The sequence below is a fragment of the Bradyrhizobium erythrophlei genome, from assembly GCF_900129505.1.
GTDB lineage: Bacteria > Pseudomonadota > Alphaproteobacteria > Rhizobiales > Xanthobacteraceae > Bradyrhizobium > Bradyrhizobium erythrophlei_D.
In genome coordinates, this window is record NZ_LT670818.1 from 7,800,825 (window position 1) to 7,824,018 (window position 23,194).

A 23,194-nucleotide genomic window follows, 5' to 3' on the forward strand; every position below is an offset into this window, starting at 1 on the left:
ATGGACGGACTTACACTCTTCGGGCTCTTCGCCGTGACCGCGATGCTGGTGTCGTACGCGCTGGAGGCGAAAAGCCCCTGGTACATTCTGGCGTTCGCATTCGCCTGCGGCCTCGGTTCGGCTTACGGCTTCCTGCAGGGCGCGTGGCCGTTCGGCGTGGTGGAAGCGATCTGGGCGCTGGTGGCGCTGCGCCGGTGGATGCAGGCGAGGACGCGCGGCTCGTGAACTACACCGTCGGCAGCACCGAGAACCGCTCGCCCGGCCGACGCAGGTTCAGCGCATCGGGACTGGCGCCTTCGTCCTGCACGGCATCGACCCGCGCCGAGGACGGGCCGCGCCGGCACTGCGCCACCATGTCCGAGACGATCTCCGGCGGCCCGGCGAACAGCGCTTCCACGCTGCCGTCCCTGCGGTTGCGCACCCAGCCCTCGAGATTGTGCTTTCGTGCCTGGTGCTCGACCCAGGCGCGGTAGCCGACGCCCTGCACGCGCCCGGTGATCATCACCTGACGGATCGCGCCGCTCATCTAATTCCTCAAGCCCAGGAAGTCGCGGCTGCGTGCCCTCACCTCCGCCTCGCGCGTGACGCGGCCGGTCAGTTCGCTCGAAGCCAGCCCCTTCAACGCCTTTGGCGGCAAGCCTTCGCGCAGCGCCTTAAGCGTCTCGTAAACGGCCTGGGTCGCCGCGGCGAACGGCGCATGCCCCTGCAGCGCGATCCGTACCCGCTGGCTCGCGAGATAAAGGGGGTCGGACATGTCCTCCGGCGCGCCGCCCAGCACGATCGGCAGCGTCGTGGCGGCGGCGATGGCCTCGAGTTCGGTTCGCGTCTTGATGCCGGTGAAGAACAACGCGTCGACGCCGGTCGCCTGATAGGCCCTGGCGCGCGCGATCGCGTCATCGAGCGAGGTGATCGATACTGCCCCGGTACGCCCGATGACGACCAGCGAGGCATCGCGGCGCGCAGCCAGTGCCGCCTTTACCTTGCCGACACCCTCCTCCAATGGAATCAATTGCGTCCCGCTCTGGCCGAAGGCCTGCGGCAGCAAGGTGTCCTCGATGGTGAGGCCGGCGGCGCCCGCGGTCTCCAGTTCTTCGATGGTGCGGCGGACGTTGAGCGCGTTGCCATAACCGTGATCGGCATCGACCAGCACCGGCAATTCTGCCGCGCGCGACATCCGGCGCATCTGTTCGGCGAGTTCGGTCAGCGTAATCAAAGCAATGTCGGGATCGCCCAACACCGCGAGCGAAGCCACCGAGCCGCCGAACATGCCGAGTTCGAAACCGAGATCCCAGGCGATGCGGATCGACGTCGCGTCATAGACCGAGCCGGGTCGAGTGCAGGCCGATCCCGCCAGGATCGAACGCAACGCTTCGCGGCGCTTTCGGAAGGCCATCGCGAAATCCCCCAATAATTTTACGCGAATTCCAGAATCAGCGCGTCGACCGCCAGCGTGGCGCCGGGGGCGGCGTGGATTTTCTTCACCGTACCGTCGCGTTCGGCGCGCAGCACGTTCTGCATCTTCATCGCCTCGACCACGGCCAGCGTCTCGCCGGCCTTGACCTCCTGGCCTTCGGCGACCGCGATCGACACCACGAGACCGGGCATCGGACACAGCAGTTTCTTGCCGGTGTCGGTTTTGGTGCCGACCGGCATCAGCCGCGCCGCTACGGCCTCGGATTCGGTGAAAACATTCACGGCGACTTCATATCCCTGATGCGCAAGCCTGAAACCGTTGGGGATCGGACGTACCTGCATCGCCGCCAGATGGCCGTCGACGGTGCCCTGCCAGACGGGATCGCCAGGCTTCCACGGCGAGACCAGAAGGTGGGGATTGCCGAGCTTCGCATCGGGGCCGACAAAACGCACCGCGATACCATCGGCCTCGCGCACGATGTCGAGGGGGATTTCAGCGCGGTCCAGCCAGACCGCGCGGCGGCGCTCGCGCTGCACCAGGCGGTCGGTCAGCTGGCCGGAAATCTGCCGCTTGCGTTCGCCGAGCACGTGATCGACCGCGGCCGCCACCGCGGCCAGCCGGCGCGCGATCTCGCCCTCGGGAACGCGAACCGCAAACCCCTTCGGAAACTCTTCGGCGATGAAGCCGGTGGAAAGCTTGCCCTCGCGCCAGCGCGGATGCAGCATCAACGCCGACAGGAACGGAATATTGTGGCGGATGCCATCGATGTAAAATGAATCGAGCGCGGTCGCCTGCGCCTCGATGGCGGCAGCGCGCGACGGCGCATGCGTCACGAGCTTCGCGATCATCGGATCGTAATAGATCGAGATCTCGCCGCCTTCCTGCACACCGGTGTCGTTGCGGACGGTGATCCCGTCAACGCTGCTCTCGAGCGGCGGACGATATTTCACCAGCCGCCCGATCGAGGGCAGGAAGTTGCGGAACGGGTCTTCGGCATAGACGCGCGATTCCACCGCCCATCCGGTCAGACGGACGTCCTTTTGCTTCAGCGCCAGCTTTTCGCCCGCGGCCACCCGGATCATCTGCTCGACCAGATCGATGCCTGTGACCAGTTCCGTCACGGGGTGCTCGACCTGCAGCCGCGTGTTCATTTCCAGGAAGTAGAAGCTCTTGTCCTGACCGGCGACGAATTCGACCGTGCCGGCGGAATCGTAATTCACGGCCTTTGCCAGCGCCACCGCCTGCTCGCCCATCTGGCGGCGGGTGGTCTCGTCCAATAGCGGCGACGGCGCTTCCTCGATCACCTTCTGATTGCGGCGCTGGATCGAGCATTCGCGTTCGCCGAGATAGATGACGTTGCCATGCTTGTCGCCGAGCACCTGGATTTCGATGTGACGGGGATCGACGATGAATTTCTCGATGAACACCCGGTCATCGCCGAACGATGCCTTGGCTTCCGCTTTGGCAAGGCCAAACCCTTCGGCGACTTCTGAGGTCGAATGCGCGATCCGCATGCCCTTGCCGCCGCCGCCGGCGGAAGCCTTGATCATGACGGGGTAGCCGATCGCATCGGCGATCTTCACGGCATGCTTTTCGTCCTCGATCACGCCGAGGAAGCCCGGCACGGTCGAGACGTCGGCCTTGGCGGCTGCCTTCTTGGACTCGATCTTGTCGCCCATCGCGGCGATCGCGCCGGCGTTGGGTCCGATGAAGACGATGCCGGCTTGCTGGAGTACGCGCGGAAAGGCCTCGCGCTCAGACAGGAATCCATAGCCGGGATGCACAGCCTCCGCGCCGGTCTTGCGGCAGGCCTCGATGATCTTGTCCATCACCAGATAGCTTTCGGCGGCGGCCGGCGGCCCGATCAGGACGGCGTCATCGGCCATTTCGACATGCAGCGCGTCACGGTCGGCCTCGGAATAGACGGCGATGGTCTGGATCCCCATCCGGCGGGCAGTCTTGATGACCCGGCAGGCGATCTCGCCGCGGTTTGCGATCAGGATTCGTTTGAACATGTTCTTGCTTACTTGAAACCTTCTAGGGCGGGGCCGGCCCTCGCGAGGCCGGGGGCCGCAATCTGACACGCGGGCGCGGATGTAACAATTCCGTGGTTACAGGAAAACCAAACGGAGGCAACGACCTAACGCTGCGAATCGGCGCCTCAACCGGAGTAAGTCTGGAATCTGCCCCGCGCATAGGCGTGGGACACGGCCTTCATGAGTTCGCCGACCTCGGATTCCAGATATTCGTTGGCCACGATCAATGCGCGGATCGTGGCCCGCACGTCGCCGCCGCAGGCGGCGATGGCCTGATCCACCGACGCCTCCAGCCCGTCCTCCTCGATGTCCGATTGTGATGAGGGCAGCATATTTCGTTCCATCGCGGGCCGCGGAGATAAATGTTCTTCTTTTGTTCTTATGAAGTCAACTGCCTGATGGGCGCGCGTTCAATAGCGCAGCAGCGCCCGCTGAAAGGCATGTCCGCTCAGGCCGGCGTGCCGCCGGTCTCAAGCAGCCTTTGGCAGCTTGGCGGTCAGGATATCGATCTTGTGGATGGAAGGCGGCTTGGCGAAGAGGTCGGCCGCCTTGGCCATCAACGCCGCCGCGACCTTGCCGTTCAGATGCGCGTCGCGCCCGGCTTCGTCGTTAAACGTATCGAAAATGGCAAACGATGACGGGCCTTCCTGGATGGCGTACCAGGTCACCGTTCCGGCTTCGGCATCCACCAGCGGCAAAGCCGAACGCAAGAATTCCGCGACTTCCTTTTCCTTGCCCGGCTTAGCCTCAAGCGGCACGTACAGCGCGACCTTGGTCATGGGGTGCTCCTGCAGTGATTGAACGTCTCGTCAGGCGCTCGCGCGCCGTCCCCTTCAAACATACAGGCCTGTTGTTGGTTCCGTGGGGATGGCGGTGCCCTGTGGGGCCATGTAACAATTCTGTCGTATAGCAAAACTAAAGAGTGGCAACGGCCTGGCCGGGAATTTGCTTCTGATGGGGGAGACTTCAATGCGCCGCTTAATGCTTTTTGTGACCGCAGGCCTGGCGCTCTTCTCCACCGGCAGCACGGCGTTGGCCCAGAACAACACCCCCCACAACCTGATCCTGTTCGTGCCAGACGGCTTGCGCGGACAGATCGTCACGCCGCAGACCGCGCCGGCCATGGCCGATGTCCGCGACAAGGGCGTCAATTTCAAGAATTCGCACTCGATGTTCCCGACGTTCACCATGGCCAACGGATCGGCCCTGGCGACCGGGCATTACCTCGGCGATACCGGGACGTTCAGCAACACCATCTATACCGGGTTCTCGTCGGTTCCTGCCGGCGATACCGTCGTCCCCTTCATCGAGAACGACGCGGTGCTGGGCGATGTCGACGAGCATTTCGGCGGCGACTACCTGAACGAAGAAACCATCCTGAAGATGGCGCGCATCAAGGGCTTCAGCACGGCCGCCATCGGCAAGGTCGGCCCGACCCTGATTTTCGACCATACCGACCGTGCCGACCGTCCCGGACTGCATTCGATCGTGATCGACGATTCCACCGGCGCCAAGACCGGCGTGCCGCTGTCGGATGAAATGAAGGCCGCACTGGAAAAAGCCAATCTGCCGCTGGTAGCGCCCTCGCGCGGCGACAACGCCAAGGCCGGCGACGCCAAGACGCCGGGCACCACGGTCGCCAATATCGCCCAGCAGGCCTATTTCGCCGACGTCGCCAGCAAGATCGTGCTGCCGATGTTCAAGGCACGCGGCAAGCCGTTCGTGCTGGTGTTCTGGTCGCGCGATCCCGACGGCAGCCAGCACAACACCGGCGACAGCCTCAATACCGTGACGCCGGGAATCAACGGACCGACGTCGCTCGCCGGCATCAAGAACGCCGACGACAATCTGGCGCAGTTGCGCAAGACGCTCGACGATCTCGGTCTTGCCGCCACCACCAACATCGTGATCGCGGCCGACCACGGTTTCTCGACGATTTCGAAGGAAAGCAAAACCAGCCCCTCGGCAAAGGCGACCTACGCGGACACGCCGAAGGATTTCCTGCCCATGGGGTTCCTGGCGCTCGATCTGGCCAAGGCGCTTGACCTGCCGCTGTTCGACCCCAACGACAAGAATGCGCGTATCGGCGACAATGCGCACCCGAAGGCCGGCAACGGCGTGCTCGGCGCCGATCCCGCAAAGCCCGACCTGGTGGTCGCCACCAATGGCGGATCGGACCTGATCTACCTTCCCAACAGGGACAAGAAACTCGCCGCACGCACCGTCAAGGCGCTACTCGAACAGGACTATGTCAGCGGGCTGTTCGTCGACGACAAGCTTGGGCGCTTCCCCGGCACATTGGAAATGTCGGAGCTCAACCTCAAGGGCAAGGCGGTGACCCCCAATCCGTCGATCGTGGTCAACTTCCGCTCCTATGTGGAGGGATGCAACGAGCCGACCAATTGCTCCGTCGAGGTCGCCGATACCGTGCTGCGGCAAGGTCAGGGCATGCACGGCAGTTTCGGCCGCGGCGATACCATGAATTTCATGGCCGCAACCGGTCCCGATTTCAAAGCCGGCTATGTCGATCCGCTCCCGGTCAGCAATGCCGACGTCGGCATGACGATCTCGCAACTGATGGGCTTGCGTGCGGCCGCCAACGGCGGACTTATCGGCCGGGTGATCTCTGAGGCACTGCCCAACGGAATCATCCCGAAGGCGGCCGACGGAAAGCTGGTCTCCAAACCCGCCGCCAACGGCCTGCAGACCGTCGTCAAGTACCAACGCGTGCTGTCGCAGCGCTATTTCGACGCCGCCGGATTTCCCGGCCGCACCGTCGGACTCGAGGCCGAAACCGGCAAACAAAAAACGGCGGGGAAATAATCCCCCGCCGCCTGGTCTCGACCGCGACTGAAATTTACATCCCGATATCGAACACCTTCGGCAGCTGCGTCGCCAGCGGCACGGCTGCGGCGCCCACGATGGTGGCGACCAGCGCCATCAAGGTGCGGTTGATGCGCTGCTTGCCCCGCATCTGGCTCGCGATCCATTCCAGCACGTCGGTATTGACGCCCGCCGCACGCGTCGGCGCCCAGCTTTCGATCGCGGTCTCCGGCGACAGCGCAACCGTGCGTGGCGGCACCGGCAGGCCTGACGCGGAGGCCGCGTGGTGCACCACCGCCTTGGCCAGCAGATCGTCAAAACGTCCCTCGTCGCTGCGTTCGGCGCCGGCGTCGTTGATCTCGAACAGCGCTTCGGCTTCGGCCCGGCTGACGGGCTGATGGTCGACAGCGGTCGCGGTCAGGATGCGCGCGCACCAGGCAGCGTCAAAGGCATCCAGCGCGCGGGAAAAATGTACACGGCCCCTGGTGGTGGGACCTTCGCCGGTGATCACGCCATCGCGGACCACGGTGAGAGCTTGTGCGGCGGTGTCGCGGCAGGAAATTCTGGAGGGTTCGAGCGCGGGGATCGATTCGGGTAACTTAAGTGCGGCGGCGGACATGAGTTGGGTCTACTTTTCAGTTTCTTGTGCAGGACAGCATTTTCACGCAGGCGTAAACGAGTAGTTAACGATTCGAAACTCGCTTCGCTGGTTTTTTAGATGGTTGCCGATTTGTCGCCGTGACGTCCGTGAAAGTTCGGTATCGGAACCGGACCCGGCGTGTTGCGGGCGATTAAAGGCAATAGCGGGGCAGAGACAACATTTGCCCCCGCTGTTGCTTTTTTGCCGCACAAGCGGAGCAAAAGAAGATGCTAGGGGTTGCCTGTTCGAGAGAAGAATTTCACCTTTTCTTGGCCGCCATTCACTTAAACGCTTCCACCCCCTATACTTAGCGCGAAGAATTACCCTGCAACTTGAAGCACATGAGGAAACAAAATGGCTCTTCAGATAGGCGCAGTGGCCCCCGATTTCGAGGCCGAAACCACCGAAGGCAAAATCAAGTTCCATGATTGGATCGGCAACGGCTGGGCGCTTTTGTTCTCGCACCCGAAGGATTTCACGCCGGTCTGCACCACCGAACTCGGCGCCCTGGCGAAGTTGAAGCCGCAATTCGACAAGCGCGGCGTCAAGCTGATGGGGCTTTCCGTCGATCCCGTCACCAACCATGCGAAATGGTCGGAGGACATCAAGGAGACGCAAGGCGCCGCGCCGAATTATCCGATGATCGGCGACACCGATTACAACGTGTCGAAGCTATACGACATGCTGCCGGCCGCGACTTCCGGCGATGCCACCAAGCGCACCGCCGCCGACAACCAGACCGTCCGCAACGTCTTCATCATCGGGCCGGACAAGAAAATCAAACTGATCCTCATCTATCCGATGACCACGGGCCGCAACTTCCAGGAAATACTGCGCGTCATCGATTCCATGCAGATGACCGCCAAGCATCGCGTGGCGACGCCGGCCGACTGGAAGCCGGGCGAGGACGTCATCATCGCCGGCTCGGTCAGCGATGACGAGGCCAAGACCATCTATCCGGAGGGCTGGAAGGCGCCGAAGCCCTATCTGCGGATCGTGCCGCAGCCGAAGTAAGCGAGTAGCGCTTGGTAAGGTGGGCAAAGGCGCGCCGGCGCTGTGCCCCCTTTTTTCCTGGCCGGTGGCCCGCTGCGATTGACCGTTAAATTCGCGGCGCGAGCCATTCGTGATCATCAGCCCGAGCGTGGACGATACCGCCGCTATCCCGGCAACGGTTCGGCGATTTTCTTGCAACCGGCGTGACGGGCTACGCCCGTGAGCGCGACCGCCCCGATCGGGACGGCATGTCCCGAGGCGAACGATGGTTCTGGGACAGCCTGGTCGACGCCGACCCAGGGAGCAATCCGGTCACCTGGCAATGGGTCGCGGGGTTCGGCGCCGATGCGGCGCCATGATTGCCGGCCACCTTGATCCACCAACCCCGGAACCCGACGCCGCTTGAACTGAAGGGCGCTGAGGTTGGCCTCGGCAAGAGCGAGCCGGAGTCGGTCGTCGACCACCGGCCGGCGCGGAAGCGGGCCTATGCCACGCTCCGCAAACGCCGAGCGGGCCGCATCTCTTTGACAGCTCTCAGAATCTCGCTATCGTTGTGGCTTCGACTAACCTTGGGGGACGAGATGGACGACGATACACCCGTAGTAGAGCCGATGACCGAGACGACCACCATGGCCGAAGTGCCGCCGCCGGCCGCAAAGCCCGCGGTCAAGAAGAAAAAGAAAGCCGCCAAGAAGGCCGCGAAGGCTCCGCCGAAGAAGGCAAAAAAAGCCAAGAAAGCCGCCAAGAAATCCGCGGCGAAAAAATCCGCCAAAAAGGCCGTGAAGAAGACCGGCAAGAAATCATCCAAGAAGGCCGCGAAAAAGAAAAAGAAGGCCAAGAAGTCGAAGCGCTGATCGAGGCGTTTCCTTCAACTGCAGAAGCCTTCAGGCGAAAGCCTGGAGGCTTTTGTTTTGGGGGCTTCGACCCTTGCAGTCCTCACGCCCGCCGGTTGACCAGAAACACCGCGGCGGCGCACGCGATCATGCCCCCTATCGCGACGAGATCGAGCCGCTCGCCGAACAGGACATAGGCCATCGCGGCGGTCACCGCCGGCACCAGATAGAACAGGCTTGCGACCGAGGTCGCCGCCGAGCGCCGGATCAGCCAGTACAAGAGCCCGATCGATCCGATCGAGAGCACCACCACGAGCCAGAGCAGAGCCAGCACGAACTCCTGCGTCCAGTGCACCACATGGTTTTCGAACAGCCACGCCGCGACCGCGAAGAAGATGCTGACCGCGACATATTGCATGAGATTGCCGGCGCGCCAGTCGATCTGGCCGCAATAGCGCCGCTGATAAAGCGTGCCCAGGGTGATGCTGACCAGCGAGACACCCGAGGCCAGCCAGCCCCAGCCTGCCTCGCCGCTCATCGGGCGATTGTGCAGGATGAGCGGCGAGGCAGGCGAGCCCAAGCAACAGCCCGGTCCATTGCAGCGGCGTGACGCGTTCGCCGAGCCAGCGGTTCGCCAGCGTCGAGGTCAGGATCGGCTGCAGCCCCGGAATCAGCGCCGAGAGCCCGGCGGGAATCGAATGCGCGATCGCGACCGCGGTGCCGCCGAGGTAAAAGCCATGCACCAGAATGCCGGCGACCACGCTGTGGGCGACGCCGATCCGGTCCGGCCATTTCGGCCGCGCGATGGCGGCAATCACCGCCATCAGGCCGACCACCAGCCCCATGCGGATGGTGAGATAGGTCAGCGGGTCGGCATTGTTCACGACGTATTTGGTGGCGACGAAGCCGGTACTCCACAGCACGACGAAAATCGCCGGCGCCGCGCGCGCGGCCATTTTCTCGAGGTCATGACTCATTGTGGCACTCAGTGCCCGATCGTATGCTCCACGGCAACGCTAGTTTGCGCGGGTCCACTCGCGCGCTATGACATGTCCCGACCGCCCATTGCCCCCGAGGAAGGCCTGTTTCCCGTGATTCTCGGCCGTGAAGGTGCTGGCGTCGTGGTCGATATCGGCCGCGGCGTCACCAGCAAGAAAGGCAATCACGTCATCCCGCTGTACGACGATGTGTCATTTCATTTCCGCAAGCCGCGCGGCGTAGCGCGCCATCAGGTCGACCTCGATATTGACCTCGCTGCCAGCCCGCCAGGCGCCGATCGTCGTGACGGAGAGCGTATGCGGAATGATCAGCACCGAAAAAGCGACGTCTTCAACGGTATTTACCGTCAGCGACGCACCATCGAGCGTCACGGAACCCTTGGGCGCGATGAAGCGCGCCAATTCGCGCGTGGTGGTGAGCTCGAACCGCGCCATGTCCGGCAGGTCGTCGCGTGTGACGATGGTGGCGACGCCGTCGGCATGGCCGGCGACGATGTGGCCGCCGAGTTCGTCCCCGATCTTCAGCGCCCGCTCGAGATTGAGTTTTGTTCCCTTGACCCAGTGTTTTGCCGTGGTCATGCGAAGCGTTTCAGCGGCGGCATCGACCTCGAACCAGGTCTTGTCACGCTCAACGCCCGAGGCAACGACCGTGAGACAGATACCGTTGCACGCGATCGAGGCGCCGTCGGCGATGGTGGCGCGGTCGTAGCGGCAGGCAATGCGCAAGCGATGCAGCTGCCCCTGCGCCGTCGGCGTCAGGCTGACGATCTCGCCGACATCGGTGACTATGCCTGTGAACATTAGAATCTCTTTAGTTGACCATGATCTTATCGGAAAACCGGTTCCCACTTTTCCGGATCATGGTCTCTCGTAAATCGTAAGAGTATCGTTTTCCAGGCGCTCGCTAGCACGGACCTTCAGCGCGGGCGACTGCGTGATGGCGGACAGCGACAATGCATCCAGCGCGGCGATGCCGTCGGTGCCGATCGGATCGGGTCCGCGCAGCAGCCGGACTTCATCGACGAGGCCGGCGGCGACAAAGGATGACGCCACCCGCGCGCCACCTTCCACCAGAAGCCGCGTGATGCCCTTTTCGGCAAGCGCATGCAGCACGGCCGGCAAATCAAGCCCGGATGAGGTTTTTGACGGCGCAAACCGGATCACCTGCGCCCCTGCCGCCCCGAGCTTCATGGCGGCCGGCGCCTCCGCGAGCTCGGACGCCATCACCCAGAGCGGCGTCTCGCGCGCCGTGTGAACCAGCCGGCTGGTGCCTGATATCCGCAGGCGCGGGTCCAGCACCACCCGCACCGGTGAGCGCGGCTCCATGCCGGGCAGCCGGCAGGTCAGGAGCGGATCGTCCGCTATGACCGTCCCGATCCCGACCAGGACGGCGTCGCATTGCGCGCGCAGCAGATGCACCCGCGCTCTCGCGGCTTCGCCCGTTATTGCCACCGGCCTGCGGCCGGCCGCCGCGATCTTGTCGTCGGAGGATACCGCGAGTTTCAGGATCACATGCGGACGCTTGTCGCGGACGCGCCGGAAGTGCCCGGCATGATCGTGCGCCGCTTCCAAAGCCCCGAGCCCGATATCGACAGTAATCCCGGCGGCGCGCAGCCTTGCATGGCCTTGGCCAGCCACTTCCGGATTGGGATCCTCGATCGCCGACACGACGCGCGCAATACCTGCGGCGATGACCGCGTCGGCGCAAGGCGGCGATTTGCCGAAATGCGAGCACGGCTCCAGCGTCACATAGAGGGTGGCGCCTCGCGCCGCTTCGCCGGCGCGCCTGAGCGCCTCCGGCTCGGCATGCGGACGGCCGCCTGCTTGCGTCCAGCCGCGGCCGACGACGACGCCGTCTTGGACCACGACCGCGCCGACGGCGGGATTGGGCCAGGTGCGTCCCTGCCCGCGCCGGCCGAGCGCCAGTGCCAGCGCCATGAAGCGCTGGTCGGCGGCCTTGGCGTCCTTCGATTTCTGCGCGTACTGGTCTTCCAGGATGCGGAAGATCATTTGCGTAACAGGGCAATCCGCGCGGCGTCGTCGCCGGAGAGTTCGCCGAGCACGGCTTCAAAGTCCCTGGCTTCGCGGAAATTGCGGTAGACCGAGGCGAAACGGACATAGGCGACGTCGTCGAGCTGGCGCAGATGCTCCATCACGATCTCGCCGATCGCCTCCGACGAAATCTCGGCCTCGCCGCCGCTTTCGAGTTCGCGCACGATCGCCGAGACCATCTTCTCGACCCGCTCCGGATCGACCGGGCGCTTGCGCAAGGAGATCTGCACCGAGCGCACCAGCTTGTCGCGATCGAACGGCACCCGTCGGCCATTGCGCTTGATCACCGTGAGTTCGCGCAACTGCACCCGCTCGAAGGTGGTGAAGCGAAAATTGCAGGCCACGCACACCCGCCGCCGCCGGATCACGGCGGAATCCTCGGTCGGACGCGAGTCCTTCACCTGGGTATCGAGACTGTTGCAACTGGGGCAACGCATCCGGCAAAAACCTTGTTGCTAGAAAAGCCTTACTGATAAATCGGGAAGCGGTCGGTCAGCGCTTTCACCTTGTCCTTGACGGCGGTTTCCACCAGCGGCGCCTTGCCGTCCTGCGACTGCGCGATCGCATTCAGCACCTCGGCGATCATGCCTGCGACCTGCTTGAATTCGCCGACGCCGAAACCGCGCGTGGTCGCCGCCGGCGTGCCCAGCCGAAGGCCGGAGGTGACGAATGGTTTTTCCGGGTCGAACGGGATGCCGTTCTTGTTGCAGGTGATCGCCGCGCGCACCAGTGCCTTTTCCGAGACGTTGCCCTTCAACCCCTTCGGCCGGAGATCGACCAGCATCAGATGGTTGTCGGTGCCGCCGGAGACGATATCAAAACCGTGGCCGCGCAACGCTTCCGCCAGCGCCTTGGCGTTCTCGACCACGTTCTTCGCATAAATCTTGAAGTCCGGACGCAGCGCCTCGCCGAACGCCACGGCTTTCGCGGCGATTACATGCATCAGCGGGCCGCCCTGCAAGCCCGGGAAGATCGCCGAGTTCAGCTTCTTGGCCAGTGCCTCGTCGTTGCAGAGGATCAGGCCGCCGCGCGGGCCGCGCAGCGATTTGTGGGTGGTGGTGGTGGTGACGTGCGCATGCGGCACCGGCGAGGCGTGCACGCCGCCGGCAACGAGGCCGGCGAAATGCGCCATGTCGACCATCAGATAGGCGCCGACGCTGTCGGCGATCTCGCGAAACCGTTTGAAATCCCAGGAGCGCGAATAGGCCGAGCCGCCGGCGATGATCAGTTTCGGCCGCACCTGCTCGGCCTGATTGGCGACCGCATCCATGTCGATGATCTGGTCCTCGCGCCGCACCGTGTAATGGGCGGCCTTGAACCATTTGCCGGACATGTTGACCGGCGAGCCGTGGGTGAGATGGCCGCCGGCGGCGAGATCGAGCCCCATGAAGGTATCGCCGGGCTGCAGCAGCGCCAGGAAAACCGCCTGGTTCATCTGGCTGCCGGAGTTCGGCTGCACGTTGGCAAAGCCTGCGCCGAACAGTTTCTTGGCGCGCTCGATCGCCAGCGTCTCGGCGACGTCGACCCATTCGCAGCCGCCGTAATAGCGATTGCCGGGATAGCCTTCGGCATATTTGTTGGTCATCACCGAGCCCTGCGCTTCCAGCACCGCGCGGCTGACGATGTTTTCCGATGCGATCAGTTCGATCTCGTGGCGCTGGCGGCCGAGTTCGCCGCGGATCGCGGCCGCGATCTCGGGATCGGCCTGCTCGAGGGTCGCGGTAAAGAACGAGTCGGGCGCGGAGGCGGTTTTGGCGCTGCTGGAAGAGCTCATGAGCGAAATACCTCCACCGCCGCAACCTGTTACGGCCGTTGCGGCCGGTCATATGTGGCAATCGAAAGCGGCATTCGCGGGATACCATATCGGACGGCGACGGCCAAGCACTTGCGGTAGGCGGCTGCTATTTATGCAAGATATGGTGGTGGATGGGGGTGGGTTCCAGCCTGCCCCGCGCCCTCCCCGGCGTCGCCCCGGCCTTGAGCCGGGGCCCAAAACCACGGCTCGAGGTCGGTTGGGGTCATCCGCCGGACTGCTCGATGACTGCCGCCGCGGAGTATGGGTCCCGGCTCAAGGCCGGGACGACGGGGTACCCACTCCGACGCCCTACTTCGCAAACCGGTACGCCCCGCCATGCTCGATACTGCGCTGGAACGCCGGCCGCGTGTGCATGCGCGACAGCCACGCGCTCAGGTTCGGATACGGCCCGAGCTTGTCGAACACCTTTGCCATGTCGCCAACAAAACTCATCTGGATGTCGGCGCCGGTCAGCGCGTTGCCGACGAAGAACTCCCTGCCCTGCAGCGCGCCGTCGACATAGCCCAGATGATTGGCGATCTCGCTGTCGATGCGCGGATGCAGTGGGGAGCCGGCTTCCTTCAGCCGGCCGACATAGAGGTTGAGCATCAGCGGCAGCATCGCTGAGCCTTCCGAGTAATGCAGCCACTCGTTATAGATCTCGTACTCGGTGCTTCCGAGCGCCGGCATCATCGCGCCCTTTCCATAGCGGCGGATGACGTAATCGACGATCGCGCCTGATTCTGCGATCCTGATCTCGCCGTCGGTGATAATGGGCGACTTGCCGAGCGGATGAATGGCCTTCAGCTCCGGCGGCGCCAGCCGCGTTTGCGCGTCGCGCTGATAGCGCGTCATCTTGTAGGGCACCGCGAGCTCTTCGAGCAGCCAGAGGATTCGTTGCGAGCGCGAGTCGTTGAGATGATGCAGCGTGAGCATAGGGGTTTCCTCGGGCGTGCTTGTTGACCACCGAGGTGTATCAGATATTTCCGCGAGGCGTCACACGCTCAAGTGTCATCGCCCGGCTTGACCGGCCCGCCCAGTATTCCAGAGAACGCAGTGATTAAACCGAGAAGCCCCGGCGTACTGGATCCCGCTTTCGCGGGGATGACGAGCAACGTTGGGGCGAACACTTTGCTTCCATGCAAGCGGCCGATACCTACAGCCCCGTATACCCTGCCTTCACCGGATCGCTCGAGCCGTCGAGTTCGCGCAAGTACGTCAGCCCGCACACGGTCAGGCGATGGGTATCCCTCTCGCCGGCTTCCATCAGCTTGGCGAGATATTCTGTCACTTTCGCTCGCGCTTCGGCGCTGGCCGCGGCAGAGCGGTTCAAAAGCAGATCGTAGGTCATCATAATACGGTCGATGGCGGCTTCCATGACATCCTCTTCGCTCGGGGAATCAGACGCGTTCACGAACTAGACGAGCTCGACGGCTTCGAACTTCGCAATCGCCTTGTTGGCGAGCCGGAGCCGGTTCATCTCGCCGCGCTGAAACATCTCGACGATGATTTCGAGCAGCCGCTCGTTGGTGAGAAAACTGTCGGCGATGGCGCCGGTACGGCGCAGGTAATTCGAGGCGATGGCATAGGCATCGCCCACCACTTCGACGTTCATGACCTGCAATCCGCGCTCGACCAGCATGGCCCTCTCCTCCGGCACGAGATAAGCACGACAGCGGGCAGAAGTTCCGTTCCGGGAAACCGGTTTTTGCTGGTCCTGAACGACAAAACGCACCGGACCGGTAATCCGGGCCGATGCGCTTTGAGGGGAAGTCTCGTTTTTCTTGTTTTTGTTGGCTTATCTTTTCTTGGACGCCTTTTCTTCACGCGAACCGGTAGCCACTTCACTCGAAAACGCTATGCTGGCTGCCGGTCTTCTAAAGTTGGCCGGCTTGGCCGAAAGAAAATCTCAGAGCCGGTACAGGATCTGGTCGGTCCAGAACCGCTCGAGCCGGTGCAACGACTTGTTCAGGGTCGCGAACTCCTCGTTCGAGATGCCGCCAACCTGCTCCACCGTCTTGACGTGCTTCTGGTAGAGCGCGTCGACGATCTTGCGGATTTCCTGGCCCTGCGGGGTCAAGCGGATGCGCACCGAGCGGCGATCGACGCGCGAGCGCTGGTGATCGAGGAAGCCGAGTTCGACCAGCTTCTTCAGATTGTAAGAGACGTTGGAGCCGAGGTAGTAACCGCGCGTGCGCAGTTCGCCGGCGGTCAGCTCCTTGTCGCCGATGTTATAGAGCAGGAGCGCCTGCACCGAATTGATGTCAGCGCGGCCGCGACGATCGAATTCATCCTTGATCACGTCGAGCAGGCGGCGATGCAGCCGCTCCACCAAAGTCAATGCTTCCAGATAGAGCGGCTGCACCGGAGCTCCGGGAGCGCGTTCGGCGGTCTCCACCGCCGTTGCAACGGCTTTCATCATGACACTTCCCCTGTTGTCGTTTTTATCGACTTATTCGACGAAACTTGTGTCCCGCCTGATAGCTGCAACTTAAGGGGGCGGTTTGAAGATCCGCTTAAATAAGACAATAAAGAGATCATGAATTTAAGACAGTGAATCGTGGATTAAGCCCATGGATAAAGGGCTTTTCGCAACCTTTCATTGAGGGTGAAGTGGCCCTGTTCACGCTTCGTTGGCCTACTCTGTCGCATATGGGAACAGCTTCGTTCAAATTTGAAAGGCTTGCGTAACAGGTATGGCGGGACGTTAGGGTGAGCGAGAAGTTACCGCCCAAATCCTGGAAACAATTTGTATAGCCTACCCCCGGTCTTTCTGAGATCGCGTACATCCTTTTCCAATCCGCGATGTGCTAGCTGCCCGCAGATCTTCCACGCGATGTCGTGAAATGCGCTTCGCTATGGCGGCCGTTCGCGCGCGGCCATCCAGGCCAGCGCGAGGTAGGCGCCGAGCATCAGGACTTCGAAACCCACGACCAGCAGGCTGCCGCCGTAGATGCCCGGAAACATCAGCTCGATCACCGCCATCGATACCACGGTGGTCAGCCACACCACCGCCCCCCACGGCGTCGCCAGCCAAAGTCCGACCGCGGCGACGAGTTCGATCACCGCGAAATAGACGGTCGCGGTCTGCCATGCCATCGGCTGGTTCTCGAAGGCGTCTTCCTCGCCGCCGACAAAGCCCGTCACCTGCGCCCAGTGGTAGAGCCCCTGGATCACGGAGACGACGGCCATGATGCGCAGGAAGAACACCAGCCGCCGGGTCCAGACATTGTCGTCGGATTCGATCCGCTCCGACGAAATCGCGGCCACGGACATCGCGTTGTCCCGCGAGCTGTCGCGCGAGGGGGTTTCAGACATTCGGAGCGCTCATGGCTAAGGAATATACCTGCATTTGGAGAAGACTCATGGCCCCTTGGCGCGGCAAAATCAATCAGCCCCTGCCGCAGCGTCTTGCGGCAGGTCAAGGCCGCGGTGACGGCAGCCGTGCAAGGTGCTAGCATTAGTGGCCGGCCTCTTTGCCGGCCTCTTGGGAGAGATGACACAATGGCGATCAAATTCGGGCGACCGATCGAAATGCGCGACGCGCCGCGGCAGCAGACCGCGCCGGCCGCTCCCGCCCTCGATCTCGTGGTTCGCCCGCGCCGCAACCGCAAGGCGGAATGGGCCCGCCGGCTGGTGCGGGAAAACGTCCTGACCACGGACGACCTGATCTGGCCGCTGTTCATCGTCGACGGAAACGACAAGCGCTCAGGCGTCGCCTCGATGCCCGGCGTCGAGCGGCTGTCGGTCGACCAGGCGGTGCGCGACGCCGAGCGCGCGGCGAAGCTGAACATCCCCTGCATCGCGCTGTTTCCCTATACCGAGCCGTCCTTGCGCGACGAGCACGGCTCGGAAGCCACCAATCCCGACAATCTCGTCTGCAAGGCGGTGCGCGCCATCAAGAAGGAATTTCCCGGCATCGGCGTGCTCTGCGACGTCGCGCTCGATCCCTTCACCAGCCACGGCCATGACGGCCTGATCGACGACGGCCGGATCCTCAACGACGAGACGGTGGCGGTCTTGGTGCGGCAGGCGCTGGTGCAGGCCGAAGCCGGCTGCGACATCATCGCGCCCTCGGACATGATGGACGGCCGCGTCGGCGCCATCCGCCGGGGGCTGGACGCCAGTGGCTTCCTCGACGTCCAGATCATGGCCTACGCCGCCAAATACGCCTCCGCTTTCTATGGCCCGTTCCGCGACGCCATCGGCTCGGCCAAGACGCTGACCGGCGACAAGCGCACCTATCAGATGGACAGCGCCAATTCGGACGAAGCCTTGCGCGAGGTCGAACTCGACATCGCCGAAGGCGCCGACATGGTGATGGTGAAGCCGGGCATGCCCTATCTCGACGTGGTGCGGCGGGTCAAGGACACGTTTGCGATGCCGACCTTCGTCTACCAGGTGTCCGGCGAATACGCGATGATCGCGGCAGCCGCCAACAATGGCTGGATCGATGGCGAGCGGGCGATGATGGAGAGCCTGGTGGGCTTCAAGCGCGCCGGCGCCGACGGCATCCTGACCTATTTCGCACCGCAAGCGGCAGAGAAGCTGAAGGCGGAGCGCTGAGGCACTCCCTCGTCGCCGAATCGCCGGATTGTTGCGGTTTCGTCATTCGGAGGGGCCTTGCAAGCGCCCGGGCGGTTCCCATGTCTCGCTTTCGAAGAATGCACGGTCGGGAGGGACTGATCATGTCTGACGGCGGCACGGGCTACTCTGGCGGCGCCAATTCCGGCGGCACCTGGCGCAACGGCGGTCCGGCGAATTTCCAGCCGCACGCCTTCGACCCTTATCGGCAGCCGGAATTGTTTCGCGGCGTGCTGACCCGGCGGGTATTTGCGTTCCTGATCGACCTGATCATCATCTCGATCCCGGTAATCCTGGGTTACCTCTTTATCATCGCATTCGGCATCGTCACGCTGGGTCTCGGCTTCCTGCTGTGGGGGCTGGCGTGGCCGGCGACCCTGATCTGGGTTGTGGTTTATTACGGCGCCACGCTGGGCGGGCCCTATTCTGCCACCATGGGCATGCGCGTGATGGATCTTGAATTGCGCACCTGGTACGGCGCGCCCGGCTATTTCGTCCTCGGCGCTATGCATGCGGTGCTGTTCTGGGCCTCAGTATCGTTCCTGTCGCCACTGGTGCTCCTGGCCGGCCTGTTCAACGGCCGCCGCCGCCTGCTGCACGATATCGTGCTGGGAACCGTGGTCATTAACAGTTCGGTCCGCAACCCAGTGGTACAGTCGGCGCGATCGTTCTGAGCCCAAACCGATTGACGGTCAGCCTCCGCGGCGCGATGCTGGCTTTTGCCTGTTTTTCGGAGACTGACGACATCCCGTGACCCAGCACTCGCGTGACACCCCGCAATTCTATCTGACGGCGCCCTCGCCCTGCCCGTATCTGCCCGGCCGGCACGAGCGCAAGGTGTTCACCCATCTGGTCGGCGACAAGGCAGGCGACCTCAACGACCTTTTGACCCATGGCGGCTTCCGGCGCAGCCAGTCGATCGCCTACCGCCCGGCCTGCGACCAGTGCCGGGCGTGCGTGTCCGTGCGTGTCGTCGCCAACGAGTTCCGGCCTTCGCGCAATCTGCGCAAGGTCCTGGCCCACAACGCCGACATCGTCGGCGAGCAGCGCAGCGCGGTGCCGACCTCCGAGCAATATTCGGTATTCCGCGCCTATCTCGATCAGCGCCATCGCCATGGCGGCATGGCCGACATGACCGTGCTCGATTACGCCATGATGGTGGAGGACAGCCACGTCGAAACCCGCATCATCGAATACCGCCGCCGCGGCGCCGGCACCAGCATCACCGGCCGCGGCGAGGAACTCCTGGCGGTGGCGTTGACCGACGTGCTCAGCGACGGGCTGTCGATGGTGTATTCGTTCTTCGAACCGTCGGAAGTCAGCCGCTCGCTCGGCAGTTTCATGATCCTCGACCACATCGCGCGCGCCCGGCGGCAGGGACTGCCTTACGTCTACCTCGGCTACTGGATCGAAGGCTCCAAGAAGATGGACTACAAAGGCCGCTTCCTGCCGCAGCAGCGCCTCGCCCCCTCCGGCTGGCTGCGCATCGACGCCTCCGGCGACATCTCGAGCGAGCCGCAGGATTAGCCCCGACTGTCGCCACTCGGCTGTGGCTCACCACTCTTCCGGACAGGGGTCGACGATCTTCCAGAGGTCCATGCCGTTCTTGATCTTCTTCATCTCGGTGGTGAGGCCGCCGTTGCGGCGGATCCAGTCCTTTACCGTATCCGGATAATAGGACATCAGGTCCAAGGTGCCTTCGGCGCTGGTGACCTTGATGCCGAAGGTAAAGGCCTTGTCGTAATAGGCCTGGTGGAAACCGAGGCTGGCGCGCGGCGTCACGCAGATCTTGTTTATCGGCACGATGCCGAACACCAGGGTGCAGGCCGAATTGCAGATGCCGTCGATGATGACCCGCTCATGGTGGTCCCGGATGCGCTTGTACTTGTCCTTGTATTCCTCGACATAGCCGCCGTGATCCCGGGTGATATGCAGATCGGCCCGCGCCGGCGAAGCGGCCGGCAGAGAGAGCAACAGCAGGGCAAAAGCGGTGATGCGCATGGGTCGGTCGGGATGGACAGGCCTGGAGGACCCGGGAAAGCCGGGTCCACGAAACGGACCTGACGGTACAACTCTGGCGAGACTGTGTTGGAATTTCGTTAAGCATGCCGGGAAAGCGAAAAATCCCCCCTTCCATGGCCGATTTCCCGCAATTTTAACGACATTTTGGTCTGGATAGGAACCGCGGGCCACCTAAAATGCCCGCTTTAAGGCCCTCTGCCGGAGAATCCAGATGACCCACAAGACGCTCGCCGCCGCACTCCTGTCCGCCCTGGCCCTGGCCGCGCTGCTGGCGCCCGGCGCGGCTCAGGCGCGGACCCACCGCCATCACCATTATCATCTGCATTCTTATGGGCTGCCCTACGACATCAGCTATCTGCACAATTACGGACCCGGCTCCGTGCCCGGCCGCTTCGCCTTTTACGACGGTCCCTCGAATAATTACTGCGCGCTGGGTTCGGCGGCTTATATCGGCCAGGACCATCGCAAATATCCCTGCTTCTGAGCGGTGCGCTGACAGGCGCCGCGAATGCCGATGGGGTGTCGTTGCCGGGCTTGACCCGGCAATCCATCTTCTTCGAAACCAACTTCTTTGCGAAGATGGGTGCCCGGATCAAGTCCGGGCATGACGAGTGTGTTTGCGTACACACCAATCACAATTTCAAACATCACGTATCTCGACCTTCATTGCGAGATACACCTTCGCGATCTCGCCGCAGGTGTGCGCGAGGTTTGGCCTGCACGTTCCGCCCCCTCATCAGGGCGCAGGGAATGCCGGGCGTCCGATGCGCCCGATAGCCGCGCGTGCAATGAGTGTGATAGAACGCACACGCGTTAGTCAGGTCACACCGGAAACGTCCGGCATTCCCCGCGCAATGGTTTTACGGCTTATTTCGTACTCTCCCCGGCGATCGGGCTTTCTTGTCACCGTCGCCTGCGGAAATCGCTTCCCGCAAACTTGACGCCAGCGTCGAGGCGTCAGGACCATACGACTTCGCCGTCCGCGAGAAAGCGCTCTCGTCTTTAGCGCTTCCAGCGTCCACCGCATCCCGCTCCGCGTTTCGTGACGTTGCGCAACGCCCCTCCGAGGAACGGGACGGCGACTATATGGACTGATTTGCTATTTCTGAAAATCAGAATATTTTTTCAAAAGGGGCTGGACAGAGGGGTTGATGAATCGCCCAGGTGATTTGCCCGTCGGGCCGGATCGCGCAGCTCCGCCACCGCTCCCTGGCCCGCCGCAGACTGGCACAACGGCGCCGCCACGACGCCCGCCTGTTTTTCGATTTGGTCTTGAGGTTCGAATTTTCGTCTTAGGGAAGGTGCCCGTCGCCGGCAGCGGCTTACGTCGAGCGGCTCGCGGCGGCGGCCGGCTGATCCTGCGCATTCAAGCCTTCACGCGTCAGCAAGAGATCGAACCGGTCGGCGGAATAGACATCCCCGCTTGGGGTCGTTATCGAAACCGCAGAGCCGTCGGCAACAAGCTTGCGGGCCAGGTCCACCGCGACGTCGGCCCGCGACCGGAAGTCGGTGGTGCGGCGCCGGTCTTTGATCGATTCGATAATGAACGTCATGTGATCCGCATTCCCATTCAACTGATGTCGCCGATCGCAGGCCATCGGGCCCGGATCGGCTTAAAATTTTCTCCGCGCGCCAAATCATGCACACGGTAATTTGCGCGATCTATCCGCGAAAATCGGATAGGCAACAAGCCCGCTATTGACCGCGCGGCACGGTGACCATACCCATATTGAGTAGGGCTCGAAATCTCCGGTTCGCGCCGGATAAAACGCAATTCATTTCGCTAAAAACGAAACCTTATTCGAAGCAGCTCGAACGCTCGAAGCCGTGAATGCTGGCTGATGCTTCTCGCGCAGATGGAGATTTAATGGCAGGCAAAAGTAAAGACGACAAGAACGCCGCGGATCGAATCCGAAGCATTTCCCGCCATTCGCTGGCCTATATGCTGTGCGCGATGAGCGAGATGCTCCGTTTTTACGACTTCGATCTCATCGATTTGCTGATCATCCACGCCGTCCTGAACGCCAACGTGATCCCCGTCATGAAGGACCCCGACCTCGATCGCCGCTTCGGCAGCGTCGAGACCGTCGAGCCCGACGCCATCAAGCAGGGCGTCTCCCGCGCCGCGCTCTCCCGCTTCCTGGCGATGCCGATCGAAACCGTCCGCCGGCGCGCCAATGCGCTGAAGAAGAAAGGCGTTCTTCGCGACACCAACGGGGGATTGATCGTGACCGAGGCTAATCAATTCAAGTTCGGCAACAACCACGTGCTGCAGAACGTCAATGTCCTGCTGGTGCGGAAATTCCTTCGCGACATGATGGAAGCGGGCATCGACGTTCCCGGCGGCATTTGAGGTGGACGCCGCAACGTCCTTGCCGCGCTCGTCTTACCAACATTTCATCCAGCTTTTCTGTTGAACCGGGCTGCACCGGCTCCATCTGGCGGGAATGAGTTTAGCTGATCTTTATCGTGATAATGCTGCTGACTGCGCCTTCCTAGCTGAACGAGCCGAAGACGAGGAGACTAAGGTTACCCTGATGCGGATGGAGGCCGCATGGCGTACTTTGGCCAGCCAACAGGAGCGGCTGGACACCAAAAGATGGAAAAGGCCGCCGGGGTGAGACGGCTCTTTCGAAGCACACCGGATGTTTGAGTAAGCGTTGCCGTCTTTCTCCGGCGCGGACGACATTCAAGGCTGTCTCGGCGTACCGATCGATGGCGAGCATCAATCGTTTGGACATGGTCGAAGCGAAACCCCTCTCGCGTACCCCACGTTCGGACGTTGGCCAGCGCCTCAGTCCACGGCGTTTTCCGCTTCGGTTCGTACTACTTCATTCCCTTGACCGTGGCCGAGAAGGGTAGGCCGCTGGACGTGAACTCCCTCACCAGTTTGGGCCGGGTCGCGTTTGAAGCCGCCGCAGCCTTCCTCGCAGCCCACGGGTCGTACAGCCCGATTACGAGTAAAACTTCGGTCGAGGCCGCAGGCTAAAACCCCTCTGAAACG

General features: G+C 62.8%; 26 protein-coding genes and 3 pseudogenes. 11 read left to right on the top strand and 18 right to left on the bottom strand.

Features of this window, described 5'->3' with window-relative positions; translation table 11 throughout:
• Positions 1 to 225: a hypothetical protein gene (locus B5525_RS36630; RefSeq protein WP_079570842.1), complete on the top strand. Its 225-nt coding sequence runs from the start codon at positions 1 to 3 to the stop codon at positions 223 to 225.
• Position 226: 1 nt separating this feature from the next.
• On the opposite strand, the gene B5525_RS36635 is transcribed toward B5525_RS36630, so the two are convergent.
• The 5 genes from B5525_RS36635 to B5525_RS36655 form a co-directional block, all read right to left on the bottom strand.
• Positions 227 to 526: an acylphosphatase gene (locus B5525_RS36635; RefSeq protein ID WP_079570843.1), complete on the bottom strand. Its 300-nt coding sequence runs from the start codon at positions 524 to 526 to the stop codon at positions 227 to 229.
• Positions 527 to 1,393, bottom strand: coding sequence for an isocitrate lyase/PEP mutase family protein (locus tag B5525_RS36640; protein WP_079570845.1), 867 nt, complete (start codon positions 1,391 to 1,393; stop codon positions 527 to 529).
• A gap of 20 nt (positions 1,394 to 1,413) precedes the next feature.
• The gene (locus B5525_RS36645) at positions 1,414 to 3,429 is read right to left on the bottom strand and encodes an acetyl-CoA carboxylase biotin carboxylase subunit (protein ID WP_079570847.1); all 2,016 of its coding nucleotides are present in this window, start codon (positions 3,427 to 3,429) and stop codon (positions 1,414 to 1,416) included.
• Between the two features lie 146 nt (positions 3,430 to 3,575).
• On the bottom strand, positions 3,576 to 3,782 hold the full coding sequence (locus tag B5525_RS36650; protein WP_079574277.1) for a hypothetical protein: 207 nt from the start codon (positions 3,780 to 3,782) through the stop codon (positions 3,576 to 3,578).
• A gap of 138 nt (positions 3,783 to 3,920) precedes the next feature.
• Positions 3,921 to 4,229, bottom strand: coding sequence for a putative quinol monooxygenase (locus B5525_RS36655; protein ID WP_079570848.1), 309 nt, complete (start codon positions 4,227 to 4,229; stop codon positions 3,921 to 3,923).
• Positions 4,230 to 4,419: 190 nt separating this feature from the next.
• Here B5525_RS36655 and B5525_RS36660 point away from each other — a divergent pair, with 190 nt between their 5' ends.
• Complete coding sequence (locus B5525_RS36660; protein WP_079570850.1) at positions 4,420 to 6,273, top strand: alkaline phosphatase family protein; 1,854 nt, start codon at positions 4,420 to 4,422, stop codon at positions 6,271 to 6,273.
• 34 nt (positions 6,274 to 6,307) lie between these two features.
• On the opposite strand, the gene B5525_RS36665 is transcribed toward B5525_RS36660, so the two are convergent.
• Positions 6,308 to 6,892, bottom strand: a complete 585-nt coding sequence (locus tag B5525_RS36665) for a hypothetical protein (RefSeq protein ID WP_079570851.1) — start codon at positions 6,890 to 6,892, stop codon at positions 6,308 to 6,310.
• Positions 6,893 to 7,267: 375 nt separating this feature from the next.
• Here B5525_RS36665 and B5525_RS36670 point away from each other — a divergent pair, with 375 nt between their 5' ends.
• The 3 genes and pseudogenes from B5525_RS36670 (at position 7,268) to B5525_RS36680 (ending at position 8,760) form a co-directional block, all read left to right on the top strand.
• On the top strand, positions 7,268 to 7,927 hold the full coding sequence (locus B5525_RS36670; protein ID WP_079570853.1) for a peroxiredoxin: 660 nt from the start codon (positions 7,268 to 7,270) through the stop codon (positions 7,925 to 7,927).
• Positions 7,928 to 8,163: 236 nt separating this feature from the next.
• A pseudogene (locus B5525_RS47385) lies at positions 8,164 to 8,412 on the top strand (FAD-binding domain-containing protein); the annotation flags it as partial.
• 75 nt (positions 8,413 to 8,487) lie between these two features.
• A complete protein-coding gene (locus B5525_RS36680; RefSeq protein ID WP_079574279.1) occupies positions 8,488 to 8,760 on the top strand; it encodes a histone in 273 nt (90 codons plus the stop codon).
• 82 nt (positions 8,761 to 8,842) lie between these two features.
• Here the strand turns inward: B5525_RS36680 and B5525_RS36685 are convergent.
• A pseudogene (locus B5525_RS36685) lies at positions 8,843 to 9,716 on the bottom strand (DMT family transporter).
• A 90-nt stretch (positions 9,717 to 9,806) separates the two neighbouring features.
• On the opposite strand from B5525_RS36685, the pseudogene B5525_RS48075 reads away from it, so the two are divergent.
• A pseudogene (locus tag B5525_RS48075) lies at positions 9,807 to 9,920 on the top strand (S-(hydroxymethyl)glutathione dehydrogenase); the annotation flags it as partial.
• 9 nt (positions 9,921 to 9,929) lie between these two features.
• On the opposite strand, the gene B5525_RS36690 reads toward B5525_RS48075, so the two are convergent.
• From B5525_RS36690 to B5525_RS36730, 9 genes are all read right to left on the bottom strand, one after another.
• Positions 9,930 to 10,538: a riboflavin synthase gene (locus B5525_RS36690; protein ID WP_079570854.1), complete on the bottom strand. Its 609-nt coding sequence runs from the start codon at positions 10,536 to 10,538 to the stop codon at positions 9,930 to 9,932.
• A 57-nt stretch (positions 10,539 to 10,595) separates the two neighbouring features.
• Positions 10,596 to 11,747 (bottom strand): bifunctional diaminohydroxyphosphoribosylaminopyrimidine deaminase/5-amino-6-(5-phosphoribosylamino)uracil reductase RibD, encoded by a 1,152-nt coding sequence (ribD, locus tag B5525_RS36695; protein ID WP_079570856.1) that lies wholly within the window; start codon positions 11,745 to 11,747, stop codon positions 10,596 to 10,598.
• Positions 11,744 to 12,226, bottom strand: a complete 483-nt coding sequence (gene nrdR, locus B5525_RS36700; RefSeq protein WP_079570857.1) for a transcriptional regulator NrdR — start codon at positions 12,224 to 12,226, stop codon at positions 11,744 to 11,746. The genes ribD and nrdR overlap by 4 nt, the downstream gene beginning before the upstream one ends.
• 29 nt (positions 12,227 to 12,255) lie before the next feature.
• Complete coding sequence (gene glyA / locus B5525_RS36705) at positions 12,256 to 13,563, bottom strand: serine hydroxymethyltransferase (RefSeq protein WP_079570858.1); 1,308 nt, start codon at positions 13,561 to 13,563, stop codon at positions 12,256 to 12,258.
• Between the two features lie 330 nt (positions 13,564 to 13,893).
• On the bottom strand, positions 13,894 to 14,520 hold the full coding sequence (locus B5525_RS36710) for a glutathione S-transferase family protein (protein ID WP_079570859.1): 627 nt from the start codon (positions 14,518 to 14,520) through the stop codon (positions 13,894 to 13,896).
• Between the two features lie 220 nt (positions 14,521 to 14,740).
• A complete protein-coding gene (locus tag B5525_RS36715; RefSeq protein ID WP_079570861.1) occupies positions 14,741 to 14,962 on the bottom strand; it encodes a hypothetical protein in 222 nt (73 codons plus the stop codon).
• A 39-nt stretch (positions 14,963 to 15,001) separates the two neighbouring features.
• Positions 15,002 to 15,226 (bottom strand): hypothetical protein, encoded by a 225-nt coding sequence (locus tag B5525_RS36720; protein WP_079570862.1) that lies wholly within the window; start codon positions 15,224 to 15,226, stop codon positions 15,002 to 15,004.
• Positions 15,227 to 15,493: 267 nt separating this feature from the next.
• On the bottom strand, positions 15,494 to 16,006 hold the full coding sequence (ldtR, locus tag B5525_RS36725) for a transcriptional regulator LdtR (RefSeq protein ID WP_079570864.1): 513 nt from the start codon (positions 16,004 to 16,006) through the stop codon (positions 15,494 to 15,496).
• A gap of 434 nt (positions 16,007 to 16,440) precedes the next feature.
• Complete coding sequence (locus B5525_RS36730; RefSeq protein WP_079570865.1) at positions 16,441 to 16,902, bottom strand: DUF6163 family protein; 462 nt, start codon at positions 16,900 to 16,902, stop codon at positions 16,441 to 16,443.
• Between the two features lie 186 nt (positions 16,903 to 17,088).
• Between B5525_RS36730 and hemB the strand changes: the two genes are divergently transcribed.
• From hemB to B5525_RS36745, 3 genes are all read left to right on the top strand, one after another.
• Positions 17,089 to 18,150 carry a porphobilinogen synthase gene (gene hemB, locus B5525_RS36735; RefSeq protein ID WP_079570867.1) on the top strand — a complete coding sequence of 354 codons (1,062 nt, stop codon included), beginning with the start codon at positions 17,089 to 17,091 and terminating at the stop codon, positions 18,148 to 18,150.
• Between the two features lie 122 nt (positions 18,151 to 18,272).
• Positions 18,273 to 18,842: an RDD family protein gene (locus B5525_RS36740; protein ID WP_079574280.1), complete on the top strand. Its 570-nt coding sequence runs from the start codon at positions 18,273 to 18,275 to the stop codon at positions 18,840 to 18,842.
• Between the two features lie 76 nt (positions 18,843 to 18,918).
• The gene (locus B5525_RS36745) at positions 18,919 to 19,695 is read left to right on the top strand and encodes an arginyltransferase (protein ID WP_079570868.1); all 777 of its coding nucleotides are present in this window, start codon (positions 18,919 to 18,921) and stop codon (positions 19,693 to 19,695) included.
• Between the two features lie 27 nt (positions 19,696 to 19,722).
• On the opposite strand, the gene B5525_RS36750 is transcribed toward B5525_RS36745, so the two are convergent.
• Positions 19,723 to 20,169 carry a hypothetical protein gene (locus B5525_RS36750; protein ID WP_079570869.1) on the bottom strand — a complete coding sequence of 149 codons (447 nt, stop codon included), beginning with the start codon at positions 20,167 to 20,169 and terminating at the stop codon, positions 19,723 to 19,725.
• 232 nt (positions 20,170 to 20,401) lie between these two features.
• Between B5525_RS36750 and B5525_RS36755 the strand changes: the two genes are divergently transcribed.
• Entirely contained in the window at positions 20,402 to 20,674 is a 273-nt protein-coding gene (locus B5525_RS36755) for a hypothetical protein (RefSeq protein WP_079570871.1), read from the top strand.
• 838 nt (positions 20,675 to 21,512) lie between these two features.
• On the opposite strand, the gene B5525_RS36760 is transcribed toward B5525_RS36755, so the two are convergent.
• Entirely contained in the window at positions 21,513 to 21,743 is a 231-nt protein-coding gene (locus B5525_RS36760) for a hypothetical protein (RefSeq protein WP_079574282.1), read from the bottom strand.
• A 314-nt stretch (positions 21,744 to 22,057) separates the two neighbouring features.
• On the opposite strand from B5525_RS36760, the gene B5525_RS36765 reads away from it, so the two are divergent.
• Positions 22,058 to 22,543 (top strand): hypothetical protein, encoded by a 486-nt coding sequence (locus tag B5525_RS36765; RefSeq protein WP_079570872.1) that lies wholly within the window; start codon positions 22,058 to 22,060, stop codon positions 22,541 to 22,543.
• Positions 22,544 to 23,194 lie beyond the last annotated feature (651 nt).

Coding starts and splice junctions, on each gene's coding strand:
- B5525_RS36630 (WP_079570842.1), top strand. CDS start 1: ATGGACGGACTTACACTCTTCGGGCTCTTCGCCGTGACCGCGATGCTG.
- B5525_RS36635 (WP_079570843.1), bottom strand. CDS start 526: ATGAGCGGCGCGATCCGTCAGGTGATGATCACCGGGCGCGTGCAGGGC.
- B5525_RS36640 (WP_079570845.1), bottom strand. CDS start 1,393: ATGGCCTTCCGAAAGCGCCGCGAAGCGTTGCGTTCGATCCTGGCGGGA.
- B5525_RS36645 (WP_079570847.1), bottom strand. CDS start 3,429: ATGTTCAAACGAATCCTGATCGCAAACCGCGGCGAGATCGCCTGCCGG.
- B5525_RS36650 (WP_079574277.1), bottom strand. CDS start 3,782: ATGCTGCCCTCATCACAATCGGACATCGAGGAGGACGGGCTGGAGGCG.
- B5525_RS36655 (WP_079570848.1), bottom strand. CDS start 4,229: ATGACCAAGGTCGCGCTGTACGTGCCGCTTGAGGCTAAGCCGGGCAAG.
- B5525_RS36660 (WP_079570850.1), top strand. CDS start 4,420: ATGCGCCGCTTAATGCTTTTTGTGACCGCAGGCCTGGCGCTCTTCTCC.
- B5525_RS36665 (WP_079570851.1), bottom strand. CDS start 6,892: ATGTCCGCCGCCGCACTTAAGTTACCCGAATCGATCCCCGCGCTCGAA.
- B5525_RS36670 (WP_079570853.1), top strand. CDS start 7,268: ATGGCTCTTCAGATAGGCGCAGTGGCCCCCGATTTCGAGGCCGAAACC.
- B5525_RS36680 (WP_079574279.1), top strand. CDS start 8,488: ATGGACGACGATACACCCGTAGTAGAGCCGATGACCGAGACGACCACC.
- B5525_RS36690 (WP_079570854.1), bottom strand. CDS start 10,538: ATGTTCACAGGCATAGTCACCGATGTCGGCGAGATCGTCAGCCTGACG.
- ribD (WP_079570856.1), bottom strand. CDS start 11,747: ATGATCTTCCGCATCCTGGAAGACCAGTACGCGCAGAAATCGAAGGAC.
- nrdR (WP_079570857.1), bottom strand. CDS start 12,226: ATGCGTTGCCCCAGTTGCAACAGTCTCGATACCCAGGTGAAGGACTCG.
- glyA (WP_079570858.1), bottom strand. CDS start 13,563: ATGAGCTCTTCCAGCAGCGCCAAAACCGCCTCCGCGCCCGACTCGTTC.
- B5525_RS36710 (WP_079570859.1), bottom strand. CDS start 14,520: ATGCTCACGCTGCATCATCTCAACGACTCGCGCTCGCAACGAATCCTC.
- B5525_RS36715 (WP_079570861.1), bottom strand. CDS start 14,962: ATGGAAGCCGCCATCGACCGTATTATGATGACCTACGATCTGCTTTTG.
- B5525_RS36720 (WP_079570862.1), bottom strand. CDS start 15,226: ATGCTGGTCGAGCGCGGATTGCAGGTCATGAACGTCGAAGTGGTGGGC.
- ldtR (WP_079570864.1), bottom strand. CDS start 16,006: ATGATGAAAGCCGTTGCAACGGCGGTGGAGACCGCCGAACGCGCTCCC.
- B5525_RS36730 (WP_079570865.1), bottom strand. CDS start 16,902: ATGTCTGAAACCCCCTCGCGCGACAGCTCGCGGGACAACGCGATGTCC.
- hemB (WP_079570867.1), top strand. CDS start 17,089: ATGGCGATCAAATTCGGGCGACCGATCGAAATGCGCGACGCGCCGCGG.
- B5525_RS36740 (WP_079574280.1), top strand. CDS start 18,273: ATGTCTGACGGCGGCACGGGCTACTCTGGCGGCGCCAATTCCGGCGGC.
- B5525_RS36750 (WP_079570869.1), bottom strand. CDS start 20,169: ATGCGCATCACCGCTTTTGCCCTGCTGTTGCTCTCTCTGCCGGCCGCT.
- B5525_RS36755 (WP_079570871.1), top strand. CDS start 20,402: ATGACCCACAAGACGCTCGCCGCCGCACTCCTGTCCGCCCTGGCCCTG.
- B5525_RS36760 (WP_079574282.1), bottom strand. CDS start 21,743: ATGACGTTCATTATCGAATCGATCAAAGACCGGCGCCGCACCACCGAC.
- B5525_RS36765 (WP_079570872.1), top strand. CDS start 22,058: ATGGCAGGCAAAAGTAAAGACGACAAGAACGCCGCGGATCGAATCCGA.